Origin of the sequence: Micromonospora sp. DT63 (genome assembly GCF_049841615.1) — a bacterium.
In the GTDB taxonomy this organism is placed as follows: domain Bacteria; phylum Actinomycetota; class Actinomycetes; order Mycobacteriales; family Micromonosporaceae; genus Micromonospora.
The window spans coordinates 17,769-33,326 of record NZ_JBNCKQ010000005.1 but is presented as its reverse complement, the minus strand read 5'-3'; the positions used below and the strand labels follow the sequence as shown (position 1 = coordinate 33,326).

The following is a 15,558-nucleotide window of genomic DNA, read 5'->3' as shown; positions in this document are numbered from 1 at the left end:
CGGAGCCGACCTCGTCCCGACCGCGGGGCGCAAACCGCTGTCGGTCCCTCGCCGGTCGGCTCCGGAAAGCCGGTCGGGCGACGGCGGCGCGAGCACCGCCGTCGCGGATGGTCAGGGGGTCAGACGGCCACCGCGGTCAGCGCCGGTTCCACGTCGGTCCAGGAGGAACCGACGTCCGCCGAACGGGTCACCGCGTCCAGCACGAGCTGGACCTGCAACGCGTCGGCGAAGGAGGGCGCCGGGTCGGTGCCGGTGGCGATCGCCTCGATGAGATCGCGCATCTGGTGGGTGAAGGAGTGCTCGTAGCCGATGATGTGGCCGGGCGGCCACCACGCCGACATGTACGGGTGGTCGCCCTCGGTCACCAGGATCCGGCTGAAGCCCTGTTCCAGGGTAGGCCGGGTGGCGTCGTAGAACTCCAACTCGTTGAGACGCTCCAGGTCGAAGACCACGCTGCCCAGCGAACCGTTGATCTCGACTCGGAGGGCGTTCTTGCGGCCCGTGGCGAAACGGCTCGCCTCGTACGTCGCCAGGGCGCCACCGTCGAGCCGGGCCACGAAGATCGCGGCGTCGTCGACGGTGACCGGCCCGGTGGGCGCCGAGCCGCCGTCCACGGTGGCCGCGAGACCGCTCGACTCGGCCGGCAACGGCCGCTCCTTGACGAACGTCTCGGTGACCGCGCTGACGCCGGTGATCCGCTGGCCGACGACGAACTGCGTCAGGTCGATGATGTGCGCACCGATGTCACCGAGCGCGCCGGAGCCCGCCCTGTCCTTCTGCAACCGCCAGACCAGCGGGAACTGCGGATCCACGATCCAGTCCTGCAGGTACGTCGCTCGGACGTGCCGGATCACCCCGAGTCGTCCGTCGGCGACCATCTGGCGCATCATCGTGACCGCGGGGACCCGGCGGTAGTTGAACCCGCACATCGAGCGCACCCCGGAGGCGCGGGCGGTGTCCGCCGCGGCGGTCATCGCCCGCGCCTCCGCCACTGTGTTGGCCAGCGGCTTCTCGCACAGGACGTGCTTGCCGGCGGCGAGGGCGGCGAGGGCGATCTCGGCGTGACTGTCGCCGGGTGTGCAGATGTCAACCACGTCGATCTCGTCGGAGTTGATCACGTCGCGCCAGTCCGTCGTGTACGCGTCCCAGCCGAGCCGGTCGGCGGCCTCGGCCACCTTCGGTGTGTCGCGGCCGCAGATCAGCGACATCCTGGCTCGTGCCGGCAGGTCGTAGACGCGGTTCACGGTGCGCCACGCCTGTGAGTGCGCGGCGCCCATGAACGCGTAACCGACCATGCCGATCCGCAGTTCTCTGTCTGTCGTGGACAAGGTGGGTCTCCCCCCGTGTATCAGAACCCGAGCTTGAGGTAGCTGCTCGCGTTCTCCTTCGTGATCGTCTCCGAGGCGAGCACGATCTCCTTGGGCACCTGGAGTTCCACCAGGTCGGACATGCCCTTGCCCTGGCCGATGAGGCGGGCGAGCGAGATGGCCGAGGAGGCCATCGACGGGCTGTAGGTGACGGTGGCCTTCAGCACGGTGTTGTCCGCCTGGATGTCCTCCATCGCCTTCTTCGAGCCGGCGCCGCCGACCATGAAGAACTCCTTGCGGCCGGACTGGTTGATCGCGGCCATCACGCCGACGCCCTGGTCGTCGTCGTGGTTCCAGATCGCGTCGATCTTCGGCAGGGCCTGGAACAGCCCGGTCGCGGCCTGCTGGCCGGAGTCGACGGTGAATTCGGCCGGCCGGCGGTTGGCCACCTTGAAGCCGCTCGCGGCGAGCGTGTCGTTGAAGCCCTTCGACCGCTCCTGGGTCAGCTCCAGCGCGTCGATGCCGGGGATCTCACCGATGATCGGGTTGCTGACGCCCTTGGCCTTGAGCTGCGCGATGATGTACGTCGCCGCGGCGACGCCCATGCCGTAGTTGTCGCCCTTGATCTGCAGGCGGTACGCCCGGGCGTCGGGGAAGGCCCGGTCCAGGTTGACCACCGGGATGCCGGCGGTCATGGCCTCCAGGCCGAACGCGTTGAGTTCCTTGCCGTCGTGCGGCAGCACCACGATGACGTCGGGCTTCTGCGACACCAGGGTGGACAGCGCCGCCCGCTGGGCCGCCGGGTCCGCGCCCGCCGCGACGGGCTTGAGCTCCACGTCGGAGTACGCGCCGGCCTGCGCCTTGGCGTTGTTGGTGATGGCGGCGATCCAGCCGTGGTCGTCGGCGGGGGCGGAGAAGCCGATGACCACCTTCTTGCCGGGCTCGTTGTTGACGCCGGTCGCCGCCGCCTTGGTCTGCGCGGTGGTGGGCGACGACTCGTTGCTCGTGCAACCGGCCAGCAGTACGCCGGCGCCGACCGCGACCCCGCCGAAGAGCATTCGGCGGCGCGACAGGTCGGGACTGTGCTGGGTCATGACGACCTCCTGTGTTCGCAGGTGGTGGGATGAGTGGAGGGTGCGTGGTATCCGGTCACCGTCGATGCTCGGGTGACCCTGCGGTGGTGCGGCAAGGTGGTGCGGGTGCTGGTGGTTGGTCAGCTGCTGGTGAGCCTGTTGCGGCCCAGGAACTGGGTGATGCTGCGGAACTGCACCTGCTGGACCAGGACGGCCGCCACGATGATGCCGCCCTTGACCATGTTCTGGGCCTCGCTGGAGAGGCCGTTGATGGCGAAGAGGTTGGTGATGGTCGAGAAGATGATCACGCCGAGCAGGGAACCGATGATCGTGCCCCGCCCGCCGCTGAGCAGCGTGCCACCGATGATCGCGGCGGCGATCGCGTCCAGCTCGTAGAGGTTTGCCGTCGCCGCCTGGGCCGAGTTGGCCTGCGCGGTGAGCATGATGGCGGCGATGCCGCAGCAGAGGCCGGACAGCGCGTACAGCAGCAGGGTGTGCCGCCGGACGTTGATGCCGGCCAGCCGGGCCGCCTCGGGGTTGCCTCCGACGGCGACCGTGCGCCGGCCGAAGGTGGTGCGGTTGAGCAGCACCCAACCGGCCGCGACCACAGCGGCGAGGATGTAGACCAGCAGCGGGATGCCGAGCACCTTCTCGCTGGCGATGTTGTTGATGAAGGTGTTGTTGGACAGCTGGGTCTGCTTGTTGGAGATCTCCGCCGCCAGACCGCGGGCGGCCACCAGCATCGCCAGGGTGGCGATGAAGGGCACCAGCCGGCCGTACGAGATGAGGATTCCGTTGACCACGCCTACCGACAGCCCGACGACCAGGGCGGTGAAGATCATGCCGCCGGCGCCGTAGCTCTGCGTGGCGACAGTGGTGGCCCAGACCGCGGAGAGCGCGACTATCGCGCCGACCGACAGGTCGATACCGCCGCCGATGATGACGAAGGTCATCCCGACGGTGACCACGCCGACCACCGAGGCCAGCTTGAGGATGGTGAGGGTGTTGTCCCACACCCAGTCCGGGTTGGAGTAGAGGTCCCACCGGCTCACGGCGCCGATGATGACCAGGACCACCAGCACCCCGATGAGGCCGAGGTTACGGCGGGCACCTTCGCCGCTGTCACCCCGCCACCACGAGAGCCGGTTGCTGGTCGTCGCCGCCTCGCTGGCCACCGCCGTCTCGGCGGGATCCACCGGCGGCGACTGCGCCGGCAGCTGCGGGCGCTCCGGGGTCGCGGTGGGGGTGGGAGTCGCGTCGCTCATGCCGGTGCGCCTTCCATCAGGGACCCCGCCATCACGAGGTCGAGCACAGTGTTCTCGTCGAGTTCGCCGGCCAGGGCCTCGCGGACCACCCGGCCCTCCCGCATCACCAGGACCCGGTCGGCCAGACCGAGCACCTCGGGCACCTCGCTGGAGACCAGCAGGACCCCGACGCCCTGGGCGGCCAGACCCCGGATCACCTGGTACAGCTCAGCGCGGGCACCGATGTCCACGCCTCGGGTCGGCTCGTCCAGGAGCAGCAGTTTGGTGTCGCCGAGCAGCCACCGCCCCACCACCACCTTCTGCTGGTTGCCGCCGGAGAGGGTGCGCACCGGGCGGCGGACGTCGCGGGGGCGCAGTTCGAGATCGTCGGCGATCCGGTTCGCCTCGGCCTGCTCGGCCGCCACGTTGGTGAAGCCGAACCGGGCGTACCGGCTGAACGTGGAGAGGGTGACGTTGCGGTAGATCGGCTCACCGAGCAGCAGCGCCTGACTCTTGCGCTCCTCGGGCGCCATGCCCATGCCGGCCCGGACCGCCGCGCCGACACCCGCGCGCAACGCCCGGCCGGCCATCCGGACCGTGCCCGCGTCGGCTCGGCGGGCGCCGTAGATGGTCTCGAGCAGCTCGGAGCGGCCCGAGCCGACCAGCCCGGCGATGCCGACGATCTCACCGGCCCGGACATCGAGCGACACGTCGGCGAACTCGCCGGCCCGGGTCAGCCCCTCGACCTGGAGCAGCTCCGCGCCGGCCGGACCGGCCGCCGGGCGCTCCGGGAAGACGTACTCGATGCTGCGGCCGGTCATCCGGCTGACCAGGTCGCGGGTCGGGGTGTCGCGCGCCGGCAGGTTCGCCGCGGTGGTCCGGCCGTCCTTGAGTACGGTGACCCGGTCGCCGATCTCGCGGATCTCCTCCAGGCGGTGGGAGATGTAGATGACGGCGATGCCCTGGGCGGTCAACTCCCGGATGATCCGGAACAGGTTGCCCACCTCGTCGTGCGCCAGCACCGCGCTCGGCTCGTCCATGATGATCAGTCGCGCCTCGTGCGACAGCGCCCGGGCCATGCTGACGATCTGCTTGCCGGCCGCCGGCAGCGCGCGGACCATCCGCTTGGGGTGGATCTCGCCGTGCCCGAGCCGGCCGAGGATCTGGCGGGTTCGTCGGACCATTTGCCCGCGACGGACGAAGCCCAGCCGGCGCGGCTCGTGGCCCAGGAACGCGTTCTCCCCCACCGACAGGTCCTCGACGAGGTCGAGCTCCTGGTAGATGGTGGCGATACCGGCGCGCATGGCAGCCTGCGGGTTGGCGAAGCTGGTGGGCTCGCCCCGCCACTCGATGAGACCGGAATCCGGTTGGTGCACCCCGGCCAGCACCTTGATCAGGGTGGACTTGCCGGCGCCGTTCTGCCCGAGCAGGCAGTGCACCTCGCCGGCACGCACCTCCAGCTGCACCCCGTCGAGGGCGCGTACGCCGGGGAAGGTCTTGACCACGTCGGTGAGGCGCAGGACCACCTCGCCGGCGACGGTGTCCGCGGGGGCCTCGACCAGCGACGCCCCGGCGACGGCGGCGTTCTCCTCGGGCTGGGCCACAGTCTCCTCCTCGCTCACGGTGGGTTTCGCGCCTGACGACCGCAGGTTCATGAGGCCTCGCCGAAGGCGACGTCGCTGGCGAGCACGGCCGCGCCGGCGACGCCGGCCCGACCACCCAGCTCGGACAGCACGACGGGCAGGTTGCCGGTGGCCAGCGGCAGCGACCGGCGGTAGACCACGCTGCGGATCTCGGCGAGCAGGATGTGCCCGAGCTGGGCCAGCCCACCACCAATCACGATCATCGACGGGTTGGTGAAGCTCACCAGGCCGGCGAGGACCCCGCCGACCCGCCGCCCGCCGTCGCGGATCAGCTGGATACAGGTCACGTCGCCCTCGACCGCGCCCTCGGCGACGTCCAGAGCGGTCACCACGCCCCGCAGGCTCATCCGCTCGGCCAGTGCCGGCGACGCCCCGCTGCGGGCGGCGGCGGTCGCGTCCTTGGCCAGCGCGGCGCCACTGAACAACGCCTCCAGACATCCGACGTTTCCGCACGAGCACATCGGCCCGTGCGCGTCGACCTGGATGTGGCCGATGTCCCCGGCGCAGCCGTCGGTGCCGCGGTAGACGTCGCCGGTCAGGTAGATGCCGCAGCCGATGCCGGTGCCGATCTTCACGAAGAGGAAGTCGTCCACCGAGTGGGCGACCCCGCCGTGCCGCTCGCCGATCGCCATGATGTTGACGTCGTTGTCGACCACCGCCGGGCAGCCGTGCTCCCGGCTGAGCAGTTCGCGGACCGGAAACCGGTCCCAGCCCGGCATGATCGGCGGCGAGACCGGGACGCCGTCGCGGAAGCTGACCGGGCCGGGAACTCCGATGCCCACCGCGTCCAACCGCTCGTACGCGCCGTCGACCCGGGCCTTGTGCAGCAGCTCGTTGACCCGTTGCAGGGTCACTTTCGGTCCATTGCGGATGTCGGCCGGCTCGGCGTAGTGGGCCACCGGTTCGAGACGGCCGTTGACCACCTCGACGTCCATCGAGCTGGCGCCCAGGTCGACTGCCGCGAAGCGCAGTTTCGGGTTCAGCTCGACCAGGGTGGAGCGACGCCCGCCGCGGGAGGCGGCGAGCCCGGCCTCGGCGACGTAACCCAGTGCGACCAGCCGGTCCAACTCGGCCAACAGTCGCGGGCGGGGCATCTGGAGGCGGTCACCCAGCTCGGCCCGGGACACGGCCCCCTCGTCGCGGAGCAACCGCAACAACCGGACGTGCAGGGGCTCAACGGTCCGCACCGGGGAGTTCACCTCTTCATCGAACTCGTTCACATCGACGCAACGCCGAGGTGTTGTGTCCGACACAGTAGGAGCGTTCCGCACCGCCTGTCCAGAGCTTCAACCGTTCCGGTGGCAACTTTTGTCCGTAAGAGCAAAAGCTAATAGTGGATCAAGAAAAGGGCCTGCGGAAACGAACCGGGGGCGGGAGCGCCTCGCGCTCCCGCCCCCGGGCGGTGTCGGACGATCGGACCTACATGCGCCGTAGGTCGGCCGTCGCATCCAGGGCACGGATCTGCACGGCGTTGCCGCTGTCGTACACCTCCACCGGCTCGGTCGTGAACTGACCGTGCTCCCCCGCGCTCAACCGCACCGCGGGATCCACCACGATCTGCTTCGGCGCGACGTGCATGGCGTACACCCCGTCGATCTGACCGTCGGTGATGCTGGTGCCGACCATGACGGCGGTACGACCGCGGGCGTCCTTGGTGATCGCCACCAGGCCGCGGTCCGTGGGAATGGGCATGACTACCTCCTTCTGACTTCCGTTCGTGATCAGTCGTCCCGCACGCAGTCGTGCAGGGGTGAGTGCGCGGCGACCGGCGAGCCGAACATGATCTGCCGCCAGTCGCCGGTGAAGGTGAAGAAGCCGGCAGTGGTCCGCACGCCGAGGCGGCCCGGGATGCGCGACCCGGAGACGTGCTCCGGCACCGACCCCATCCCGTACACGCTCTCCAGGGACGGCCACACGGAGATGCTCAGCAGCGTCCGGGTGCCCCAGTCGACGATCAACCGGCTGCCGACCAGCTCGGGCAGCCGTCGCCGGACCGCCCGCTTGATCCGCAGGTGCAGCACCACCAACCGCAGCAGGACGAGCCGCGACGGGCACTCGAACCGCGTGATGACCACCTGCCCACCGGCCGGATCTGGCCGGAAGACCGGGGTCACCCCCAGCTCAGCAGCGATGCCTGAGCCACGGCCGCGACCAGCAGCGTCGCGCCGGACCACCGGCGGATGATCCTCTGCCAGTCCTGCCATCTCCGTCCCTTCTCCTCGTCGATCGGCGTCGTCGTCGGCTTACGGATGCTCAGCGCCACCATCGACAGCACCGCCAGGACTGCCACCACGACCAACGTCGTCGGCAGCGCCGCCGGACTCAGCAGCACCAGCGCGGCCAGGGCCACCCACAGGAACGAGGTGGTCTTCTGGGTGGTGAACAGCAGGGCCAGGTCGAAGCCCCACACCACTCCCAGCGAACCGGGAGGCAGCGTCCGGGCCAGCGACTGCGGCACCTGCCGCCACACGTGCGGAGTGCGTTGCCGCAGATCCGCCACACCGAAGCCCAGCGCCACCACGATCACCAGTCCGACCCGCACCGCTTCCGGCAGCACCGCGGTGATCCCGCTGGCGAGCAGGTAGAACGGGACCGCCAGAACCGCCGCGCCGAAGATCCCACCGACCAGCAGGCCGAGCAGGAACCGACTCCCGCCCCACCGGTCGTCCCGCAACATCGGGCCGGCGACCCCGGCCATGGAGACGCCTCAAGGGCTGTAGCCCTGCAGGATCGCCCCCAGCAGGGCGACGCCGATCCAGACCTCCATCCCGGTCAGGCCGTCAGCAGTTCGAGGTGCAGGTGCACTTGCCGGCGGAGGCGTTGTACGAGCCGTCGGAACGCTTGCGCTCGCAGCACTGGCAGCGGTAGATCGGTCCCACCGTGCCGAACGTGCAGGTCCACACGTAGTGGCTGGCCGCCAGGCAGGTCGACATGCTGATGTTCGGTGGCACGTACTCGAGGCTGCAGCAGTTCCAGTTGGCCGCCTGGGCCGGCGACCCCTTGGCGAAGACCGCGACGGCGGCGGCCAGTCCGCCGGCGCCGATCCCGCGCAGCACGCCCCGTCGTTTGACCGAGGACTTGGGGACAGCAGTGGTCATGACACCTCCTGTGTGAGATGGGCTGCCGGGTCGCGTGCCTCGTCGCACGCCACCCGGGGTCCTGGCGCGCTCACGCCTCCTGGGCGGAGTGGGCGGAGTGCAGGTGGCCGGTGGCGGCGAGGGCGCTGTCGAGCGTCCAGAAGAGCAGCGCGGTGTCCAGCCGACCGTGCCGGAACAGCAGGGCCGCCGGGCTGGAGTCGATGTTGAACTCCCCGGTGCTCCAGGCGCCGCCCTGGTCCAGGTACGGCCGGGCCCGCTCCAACTCGTGCCGGCGGATGAAGTCCTCACCGCGCTCGCGGACACCGCAGGAGACCACCACGCTGAGGTCGACGCCGCGGTCCAGCGCGCCCGGGACCTGGGCGGCGATCTGCTCACAGCTCGCACACGAGGAGCTGAGCACCAGCACCAGGGCGCGCTCGCGGTCGCGCAGGTGCACCAACTCCGCCGGCCAGTTCAGCGACTCGGCGCCCAACCGGGCGTTCTCCAGCGGTTCGACCTGGGCCGACGGCTCGTTGCTCTGCTCCGGCAATCGCGCCGCCAACTGACCGAGCATCGCGAAAAACAGCACCATCGTTCCGGCGAGAACCAGCAGGACGAAAGCAAGGAACATGGTCATGGCGTTCATTACCCTTCGTGGTGGAGAAGCGCCCGTCACACCCGGTCGGATTGCGGGAACAGCGGTCGTACGATCGGGAGAATCCAGCGACGGTTGGCGTAGAGCGACAGCAGCAGCGCGGCGAGCGCGGCACCGATCACCGGCCCGGCGGGCTGGTTGGCGGCAGCGTCGACGACGGCCAGGTTGCCCACCGCGACGGCCAGCAGACCGACACCGATGGCGATGTTGACCGGTCCGAAAGGAGCACCCTCGGTGCGGCCGAAACACCCGCACGGCTCCTCGCTGCCCCGGACCGCGCCGACCAGACCGACCACCGCGAACGACAGCCCCAGCGCCGCCACCAGCAGCGCACCCGCACGTCGAGAGGGCTCCACGACCAGGGCCACCGCGGCGCACAGTTCCAGCAGGGCCACCAGCCGCACGAGGCCGGACCCGGACGCCCAGGGCAGCCCGATCTCGGAAAGAGCACGTCCCAACTGCGTGCCGTCCACGGTCTTCGCGGCGGCAGCCTGCATCAGCAACGCCGCCGCCACACAGTTGACGAATAGGATGCCGACAATGGATATTGAAGCCACAACGGGCTCCTTCCCCGCTATTAGCGGAAGCGCGTCGTTACTGGCACTCTGACCCATCGGCTCATTCGTACGGCACATCCCCGGCACCGCGACCGCACGGATCCGTCATCGTCATGTCATCGGCGGGCATGACTCGGCCGACGACCGTGCCGTGAGCCTTGGCACGGCTCTGCGGGCCACCCGGCCCACCGAACGGAGAAACGTGGAATTCGCCATTCTCGGCCCGCTGGAGGTTCGCTCCTCAGGCACGCCGGTGGATCTGCCCGCGCCCCGTCAACGACGGATCCTGGCCGCGCTCCTGGTCGCCAGCGAGGGCTGGCTCTCGGTCAACCGCCTGATCGAGGCATGCTGGGACGACGCGGGGCCGTGGACCGCCCGCAAGCAGGTACAGAACCAGGTCGGGGCGCTGCGGCGGCACCTCGTCCGACACGGCGGTGACGCCAACATCGTGGTCACCCGCCCCGACGGCTACCAACTGGACGTGTCCGACGCGTACGTGGACGCGCGGGAGTTCGCCGAGACCGTCCGGCGGGCCCGGCAGGCCGCCGAGGTCGACACCGCCCGCGCGGTAGCCCTCTACCAGGGCGCGTTGACCCTGTGGCGCGGTCCGGCGCTGGACGGGCTGAACAGCCCCGCACTGGAACCCGCCGCGGCGCGACTTGCCGAACTGCGGCTGCTCGCCGCCGAGGAGCGCTACGACCTGGAGCTGCGGCTCGGCCGACACCGCCAGGTGCTGGCCGACCTGATCGAACTGGCCGCCGAACACCCCTCCCGGGAGCGCCTACAGGCGCTGCTCATGCTGGCGTTGTACCGGGAGGGGCGACAGGTGGAGGCACACGGCGTCTACCGGCGTCTGCACGACCACCTCGCGGAGGAGCTCGGAACCGGGCCCGGTGGCGAACTCCGGCAGCTGCGCGAGCGGCTGCTGTGCGATCAGGTCAGCGCTTGGCAGCCGAATTCCGCTTCTTCCTGAGCTTGCGGTCGTCGCGCAGCTCCAGGTACGGCTCGTCGTCGACAGCGTGGCCGGCCGAGATGGCCCGGCCGCGCTCCAACTCCGCGTCGAACTCGGCGCCCAGCAGGATCGCGATGTTGCTCAGCCACAGCCAGACCAGAAAGACGATCACGCCGGCCAGCGCGCCATACGTCTTGTTGTACGAGCCGAAGTTGCTCACGTAGAGGGCGAAGAGACCGGAGATCACCAGCCAGATCACCACGGCGAGCACCCCACCCGGGCTGACCCAGCGGAACCCGCCGTGCCGGGCGTTCGGCGAGGCCCAGTAGAGGATCGCGAACATCAGGCTGACCAGGAGCAGCAGCACCGGCCACTTGGCGATGTCCCACACCGTGACGGCCGTCGAGCCGAGGCCTACCGCGTTCCCGACCAGTTCGGCGAGTCGGCCGGTGAAGACCACGATCACCGCGCAGGCCAGCAGGAGCACGCCGATCACGGCAGTCACGCCGACCCGGATCGGCAGGGTCTTCCAGATCGGCCGACCCTCCGGCACGTCGTAGATCGTGTTCGAGGCGCGCATGAACGCGGCGATGTAACCCGACGCGGACCAGAACGCGGCCAGCAGACCGATGATCGCCGCGATGCTGGCCAGCCCTCCGCTGCCCTGCGCCTGTTGGATCGCATCCTCGATGATCTTCTGGATGCTCTCGTTGGGCACCGCCTGGTTGACCGTGTCCTTGACGCCCTCGGTGGCGCTGGTGCCCAGCAGGCCGAGGATGGAGATCAACACCAGCACGCCCGGGAAGATGGACAGCACTCCGTAGTAGGTCAGCGCCGCCGCCCAGTCGGTCAGACTGTCGTCCTGGAACTCGGTGACCGTGCGGCGCAGCGCTGCCTTCCAGCCGCTGCCGGGCAGGTCGGTGGGGCTGTCCGGCCCGGCGTCGGGCCCGACCGGCCCGCCGCGCTCACGGTGGTCGGACGTCTCGTCGGAGGCCATCGCCCCTCCTCTTCGTCGGCGGTGTCGCCCGAAGGACATGCCCCACGAACAGCGGCGATAACCCCTACGGGTAGAGCAACCTGCCCATCCGGCGCGACGCCACGAAAAGGCCGACCGCCAACAGCGCCAGCAGATAGAACACGTCGAGCAGCCAGAGCCAACCCCCGGTGCCCAGCGCGACGCCGCGAATCAGGTGCACGGCCCGGTACAACGGGGTGACCTCGATCAGCCAGTGCAGCAGGGTCGGGTAGGCCTGCGCCGGCACGAAGGTGCCGGAGAAGAGGAACAGGGTGAACTGCGCGGACGCCACCAGGTCGAAATCCTGCCAGCTGCGCATGACTGTGGAGACCGCCATGCCGAGCGCCCCGAACGCGAACCCGACCAGCACCGCAGCGGGCAGCGCGGTGACCGCGTGGACGACGCTTGTCAGATCCAACGCGACCATCACCCCGAGGAACGCCGCCGAGTAGGCGCTGCCCCGCAACATCGCCCAGCTCAGCTCACCGAGGGCGATCTCGAACGGCCGTACCGGGGTGGCGATCATCCCGTCGTACAGCTTCATGTACTTCATCTTGCCGAAGAAGTTGAAGGTGGTCTCGGAGAGCGCCCCGGTCATCGCGGAGGCGGCCAGCATCGCCGGAGCCACGAACGCGGCGTACGACACCAGCCGCCCGTCGGGCAGCGGCAGGTCGCCGACAAGCGTCCCGACACCCACGCCGATGGAGAGCAGGTAGAGCAGGGGCTCCACGAAGCCGGAGAGCAGCAGCAGCCAGTAGACCGACTTCAGCGCGGCGAGATTGCGCTCGACCACCGACCCCGACCGCCGGGAGGCGGCGGAGACGTCGACCAGCCGGGGCAGCACCAGCGTGACCACGAGATCTCCCTAGACGACGAGCTTGCGGCGGAAGGCGCGCAGCGCCAGCAGCCAACCGACGGCCGCCCAGGCAGCCAGGTAGAGCAGGTGCCCGGCGACCGACCACTGTGGGGCGACCCCGAGCGTCGCCGCCCGGCAGAGATCGACGGCGTGCCACAGCGGAGTCGCGTACGCCAGCCAGCGCAGCGCCTCCGGCAGCGACTCGACCGGGAAGAACACGCCGGCGAACAGCGTCATCGGGATGACCGCGAACCGGAACAGCATCGCCAGCCAACTGTCACTGGACACCACCGCGGCGTACGCGAACGTCGGCGTGGCCCCGGCCAGCGCGAGCAGCGCCACCACCGGCAGGGTGGCCAGCGCCCACGGCGAGCGCAACGCCCCGAACAACCCGGTGACCAGCAGGAAGGCCGCGATCGTCGTGAGCACCCGGAACAGCACGAAGGCCAGGTGCCCGGCCAGGATGTCGGCCACGCGCAGCGGCGACGCCGTCTGCGCGAAGTAGGTCTTGATCCACTGGAAGTTGCTGAACACCGGCCACGTCGAGTCGCCCACTGTCACCTGGAGGGCCGTCGAGGCGATCAGCCCCGGGACCAGCCAGTCGAGATAGCGCACCCCGTCGACGCCCTGGTCGATGTACGCGCCGACGCCCAGCCCGAAGCCGAACACGGTGAGCACCGGCAGCAGGAACGACGAGAACACCCCGGCCCGCCAGGTGCGCCGAAGACCCACCAAATAGTGCTCGAACACCGCGTACGCCGGCACCCAGGGCACCCGCGTCCGCTGCGCCACACTCACCATGACCACCCCCGTCCCCGACCTTCCTACCCCCGGGGTACGACAGGCCGCCGGTCACCCTACGGCGACCCCGTCGACGTGTCGCCCGGGTTTCCCCCGTAGCGCGCCACGTCGGCGGCGGGCCGGCGCGATGATCGACTCGGGTTCGCGGATTCCGGGGTGTCCCGGTCCCGCGGATGCCCCGGTTTACAGGAAGCCGAGTGGACCTTGACGGTGCCGGCACCGATCGGGCGGGCTGCGCGACCGTCCGGGGACCTACCGCCGGACGGCGTCGGACCCGACGAACGTGCGCCACGCGTCGGGCGTGAAGACGAGCACCGGGCCGCCCGGATCCTTCGAGTCACGAACGGCCACCAGCCCCGGAAGGCTGTCGGCCACCTCCACACAGGCACCGCCGCTGCCGTTGCTGCGGCTGCTCTTGCGCCACCGGACGTCGGTCAGCTTCATGTCTCCGCCACTTCCGCAATCAGGTCGAGGGACTGCTGCTGCGATAGTGCCTCACCCCGGATCGATTCCCACACCTCGACCATCTGCCGGACGTACTCGGGGCGGTCGATCACCTGACCGTGGCGCTGCCCGTCGAGGTAAACGACATCCTCACCGGAGGATGCGGTGGCGATCACGAAGGGACCATCGAGCCCAGCGTACGCACCGGCGATGAGCGGCACGACCTGGATTCGGACCCGGGGCAGGGCCGAGCCGAGCTTCACGAGGTGACGCAACTGCTCGCGCATCACCTCCGGGCCGCCGACACGACGGCGCAGCGTGTACTCGTCGATGACCACGCTGAGCAGCGGCGGCCGGTCCCGGGTGAGCACGCCCTGCCGGTCGAGCCGAGCGGTCACCTGCTGTTCGACCTCGTCCGCCGCGAAGAGCCCGGCACCGGCCAGGATGGCGCGGGCGTACCCCTCGGTCTGCAACAGGCCCGGCACGTAGACCGGCTCGAACCACCGCAGCGCGGTGGTCTCCTGTTCGACGCCGGCCCAGTCGCGGAACCACGGCACAACGGCCTCGCGGCTGATCCGCCGCTGGATGCGCTCGAAGCGCCCGTCGGTCGCGAACACGGCGTCGCACCGACGCGCGAAGTCCAGGCTCGGCCGGCGCTCGGAGGTCTCCACCTTGGCGACAAGTGCCCCGGAATAGCTCAGCGCTTCCGCCAGCGTCGCCTGGGACATGCCGCTGGCTGCCCGGGCCAGCCGTAGCTCCTCCGCGAAGTGCTCCAGCATGGACGAACTCTCCACGGACAGCCTCCGTACATCTTCGTACCGTGCCGGGCCGATCACCGTACGCCCTGGTCGTCGGCGCGCGGAACCTCCCACGGTAGTCGCGTCCTCAGCAGACTGTCACGCAGCGGGACCGCTCACGGGGTCGGACGGCGGGCGGAACCAGGCCGGGGGGCGTTCCGTGACCGCACACGGTCCGGGACGCCCCCGCCCACCCGATGGAGGTTCCCGGTGCGACTCGCCTCGTCAGCTCGCGACCACGGAGGGCTCTGATGCCTCGCTACCGCCCGCACGTGGCGGCGCGTCCCTCCTGGCGCTGCCGGGTCTGTGGTGCGGCGTGGCCGTGCTCGCCAGCGCGTCTGGCGTTGCTGGGCGAGTACCGCGAGAACCGGGCCGGCCTGCTGATCTACCTCGCCACGCTGCTTCAGGAGGCGGACGGGGACATCGGCGGCAGCACCGCGCCTGACCTGCTCACGAACCGCTTCCTGACCTGGGCCAGAGCCCGCTGACCCACCGGCCGACCGGCGCGTCAGACCGGCCGGCGGACCGGGTCGGGCCGGTCGGCAGGGACGGGTCAGGCCGGCCGGTACGCGCGGGCCAGCGCCTGCACGGCGTAGCCGAGCAGCAGTACGCCCGCACCCGTGCCGATCACCAGGCCGGGGGACACCGCCGAGGCGAGCCCGACGACGAGACCCGCCACCGCCACCACGCACAACGCGACACCGAGCGGCCGCAGCAGTGGGTCCCCCAGCAGCGGGGCGAGGGGAAAGAAGTGCAGTCCGACGATCAGGCAGACAAGCACCGGCACGTACGCGGACCAGCCGGCAGCGACCAGCACTGCCGCTCCCAGCCCGGCGGCGACGAACTCGGCGACGACGATGAGCAGGTAACGGCGGTCGGTGGCCCGGTTCCGCGGGCCGACCGCGCCCCGGGTGCGTGCCGACAGCACGCCGCCCAGCACGGCGGTCAGGAGTGCGGCGACGCTGCCCACCACAAGCAGGGCGCGCAACGGCTGCTCGGCCGCCGGCACGCTGAACCAGACCATCGCGAAGATGCCCAGGTAGAGAGCGGTCAGCCCGGCCTGGTGGCGGCTGCTGGTCACCAACGCGGACATGGAACCTCCCCTGATCAACCCGCGTCAGGCGGATGCGTCGACCG

At 70.3% G+C, this 15,558-nt stretch carries 19 protein-coding genes; 2 read left to right on the top strand and 17 right to left on the bottom strand.

The window, feature by feature from the left end; all coding sequences use genetic code 11:
• Nucleotides 1-119 precede the first annotated feature (119 nt).
• From ACLQ27_RS19180 to ACLQ27_RS19130, 11 genes are all read right to left on the bottom strand, one after another.
• Nucleotides 120-1,295, bottom strand: coding sequence for a Gfo/Idh/MocA family protein (locus tag ACLQ27_RS19180; protein WP_374109323.1), 1,176 nt, complete (start codon nt 1,293-1,295; stop codon nt 120-122).
• 53 nt (nt 1,296-1,348) lie between these two features.
• The gene (locus ACLQ27_RS19175; RefSeq protein WP_357576175.1) at nt 1,349-2,401 is read right to left on the bottom strand and encodes a substrate-binding domain-containing protein; all 1,053 of its coding nucleotides are present in this window, start codon (nt 2,399-2,401) and stop codon (nt 1,349-1,351) included.
• A 119-nt stretch (nt 2,402-2,520) separates the two neighbouring features.
• Nucleotides 2,521-3,645, bottom strand: coding sequence for an ABC transporter permease (locus ACLQ27_RS19170; RefSeq protein ID WP_234588911.1), 1,125 nt, complete (start codon nt 3,643-3,645; stop codon nt 2,521-2,523).
• Entirely contained in the window at nt 3,642-5,279 is a 1,638-nt protein-coding gene (locus ACLQ27_RS19165) for a sugar ABC transporter ATP-binding protein (RefSeq protein ID WP_357496326.1), read from the bottom strand. The genes ACLQ27_RS19170 and ACLQ27_RS19165 overlap by 4 nt, the downstream gene beginning before the upstream one ends.
• Nucleotides 5,276-6,454 carry an ROK family protein gene (locus ACLQ27_RS19160; RefSeq protein WP_357496324.1) on the bottom strand — a complete coding sequence of 393 codons (1,179 nt, stop codon included), beginning with the start codon at nt 6,452-6,454 and terminating at the stop codon, nt 5,276-5,278. The genes ACLQ27_RS19165 and ACLQ27_RS19160 overlap by 4 nt, the downstream gene beginning before the upstream one ends.
• 232 nt (nt 6,455-6,686) lie before the next feature.
• On the bottom strand, nt 6,687-6,959 hold the full coding sequence (locus ACLQ27_RS19155; RefSeq protein ID WP_234588906.1) for a hypothetical protein: 273 nt from the start codon (nt 6,957-6,959) through the stop codon (nt 6,687-6,689).
• 29 nt (nt 6,960-6,988) lie between these two features.
• Complete coding sequence (locus ACLQ27_RS19150) at nt 6,989-7,342, bottom strand: hypothetical protein (RefSeq protein WP_357576173.1); 354 nt, start codon at nt 7,340-7,342, stop codon at nt 6,989-6,991.
• Between the two features lie 35 nt (nt 7,343-7,377).
• Nucleotides 7,378-7,965, bottom strand: a complete 588-nt coding sequence (locus tag ACLQ27_RS19145) for a hypothetical protein (RefSeq protein WP_234588902.1) — start codon at nt 7,963-7,965, stop codon at nt 7,378-7,380.
• 82 nt (nt 7,966-8,047) lie between these two features.
• Complete coding sequence (locus ACLQ27_RS19140; RefSeq protein ID WP_234588899.1) at nt 8,048-8,365, bottom strand: hypothetical protein; 318 nt, start codon at nt 8,363-8,365, stop codon at nt 8,048-8,050.
• Between the two features lie 70 nt (nt 8,366-8,435).
• Nucleotides 8,436-8,981, bottom strand: coding sequence for a hypothetical protein (locus ACLQ27_RS19135; protein WP_425867919.1), 546 nt, complete (start codon nt 8,979-8,981; stop codon nt 8,436-8,438).
• A 35-nt stretch (nt 8,982-9,016) separates the two neighbouring features.
• A complete protein-coding gene (locus tag ACLQ27_RS19130) occupies nt 9,017-9,613 on the bottom strand; it encodes a MauE/DoxX family redox-associated membrane protein (protein ID WP_425867917.1) in 597 nt (198 codons plus the stop codon).
• A gap of 145 nt (nt 9,614-9,758) precedes the next feature.
• Between ACLQ27_RS19130 and ACLQ27_RS19125 the strand changes: the two genes are divergently transcribed.
• Nucleotides 9,759-10,529 carry an AfsR/SARP family transcriptional regulator gene (locus ACLQ27_RS19125; RefSeq protein ID WP_234588893.1) on the top strand — a complete coding sequence of 257 codons (771 nt, stop codon included), beginning with the start codon at nt 9,759-9,761 and terminating at the stop codon, nt 10,527-10,529.
• On the opposite strand, the gene ACLQ27_RS19120 is transcribed toward ACLQ27_RS19125, so the two are convergent.
• From ACLQ27_RS19120 to ACLQ27_RS19100, 5 genes are all read right to left on the bottom strand, one after another.
• Nucleotides 10,495-11,505 carry a YihY/virulence factor BrkB family protein gene (locus ACLQ27_RS19120; protein ID WP_425867915.1) on the bottom strand — a complete coding sequence of 337 codons (1,011 nt, stop codon included), beginning with the start codon at nt 11,503-11,505 and terminating at the stop codon, nt 10,495-10,497. The two genes, ACLQ27_RS19125 and ACLQ27_RS19120, sit on opposite strands and share 35 nt — an antisense overlap.
• Before the next feature lie 64 nt (nt 11,506-11,569).
• Entirely contained in the window at nt 11,570-12,379 is an 810-nt protein-coding gene (locus tag ACLQ27_RS19115; protein ID WP_425867913.1) for an ABC transporter permease, read from the bottom strand.
• A gap of 9 nt (nt 12,380-12,388) precedes the next feature.
• Entirely contained in the window at nt 12,389-13,180 is a 792-nt protein-coding gene (locus tag ACLQ27_RS19110; protein ID WP_357496312.1) for an ABC transporter permease, read from the bottom strand.
• 252 nt (nt 13,181-13,432) lie between these two features.
• Entirely contained in the window at nt 13,433-13,624 is a 192-nt protein-coding gene (locus ACLQ27_RS19105) for a DUF397 domain-containing protein (RefSeq protein ID WP_425867911.1), read from the bottom strand.
• Entirely contained in the window at nt 13,621-14,418 is a 798-nt protein-coding gene (locus ACLQ27_RS19100; RefSeq protein WP_425867909.1) for a helix-turn-helix domain-containing protein, read from the bottom strand. The genes ACLQ27_RS19105 and ACLQ27_RS19100 overlap by 4 nt, the downstream gene beginning before the upstream one ends.
• Nucleotides 14,419-14,672: 254 nt before the next feature.
• Here ACLQ27_RS19100 and ACLQ27_RS19095 point away from each other — a divergent pair, with 254 nt between their 5' ends.
• Nucleotides 14,673-14,909 carry a flavin reductase gene (locus ACLQ27_RS19095; RefSeq protein ID WP_357496306.1) on the top strand — a complete coding sequence of 79 codons (237 nt, stop codon included), beginning with the start codon at nt 14,673-14,675 and terminating at the stop codon, nt 14,907-14,909.
• 65 nt (nt 14,910-14,974) lie between these two features.
• Here the strand turns inward: ACLQ27_RS19095 and ACLQ27_RS19090 are convergent, their stop codons facing one another.
• A complete protein-coding gene (locus ACLQ27_RS19090) occupies nt 14,975-15,514 on the bottom strand; it encodes a hypothetical protein (protein ID WP_357496304.1) in 540 nt (179 codons plus the stop codon).
• Between the last annotated feature and the right edge of the window lie 44 nt (nt 15,515-15,558).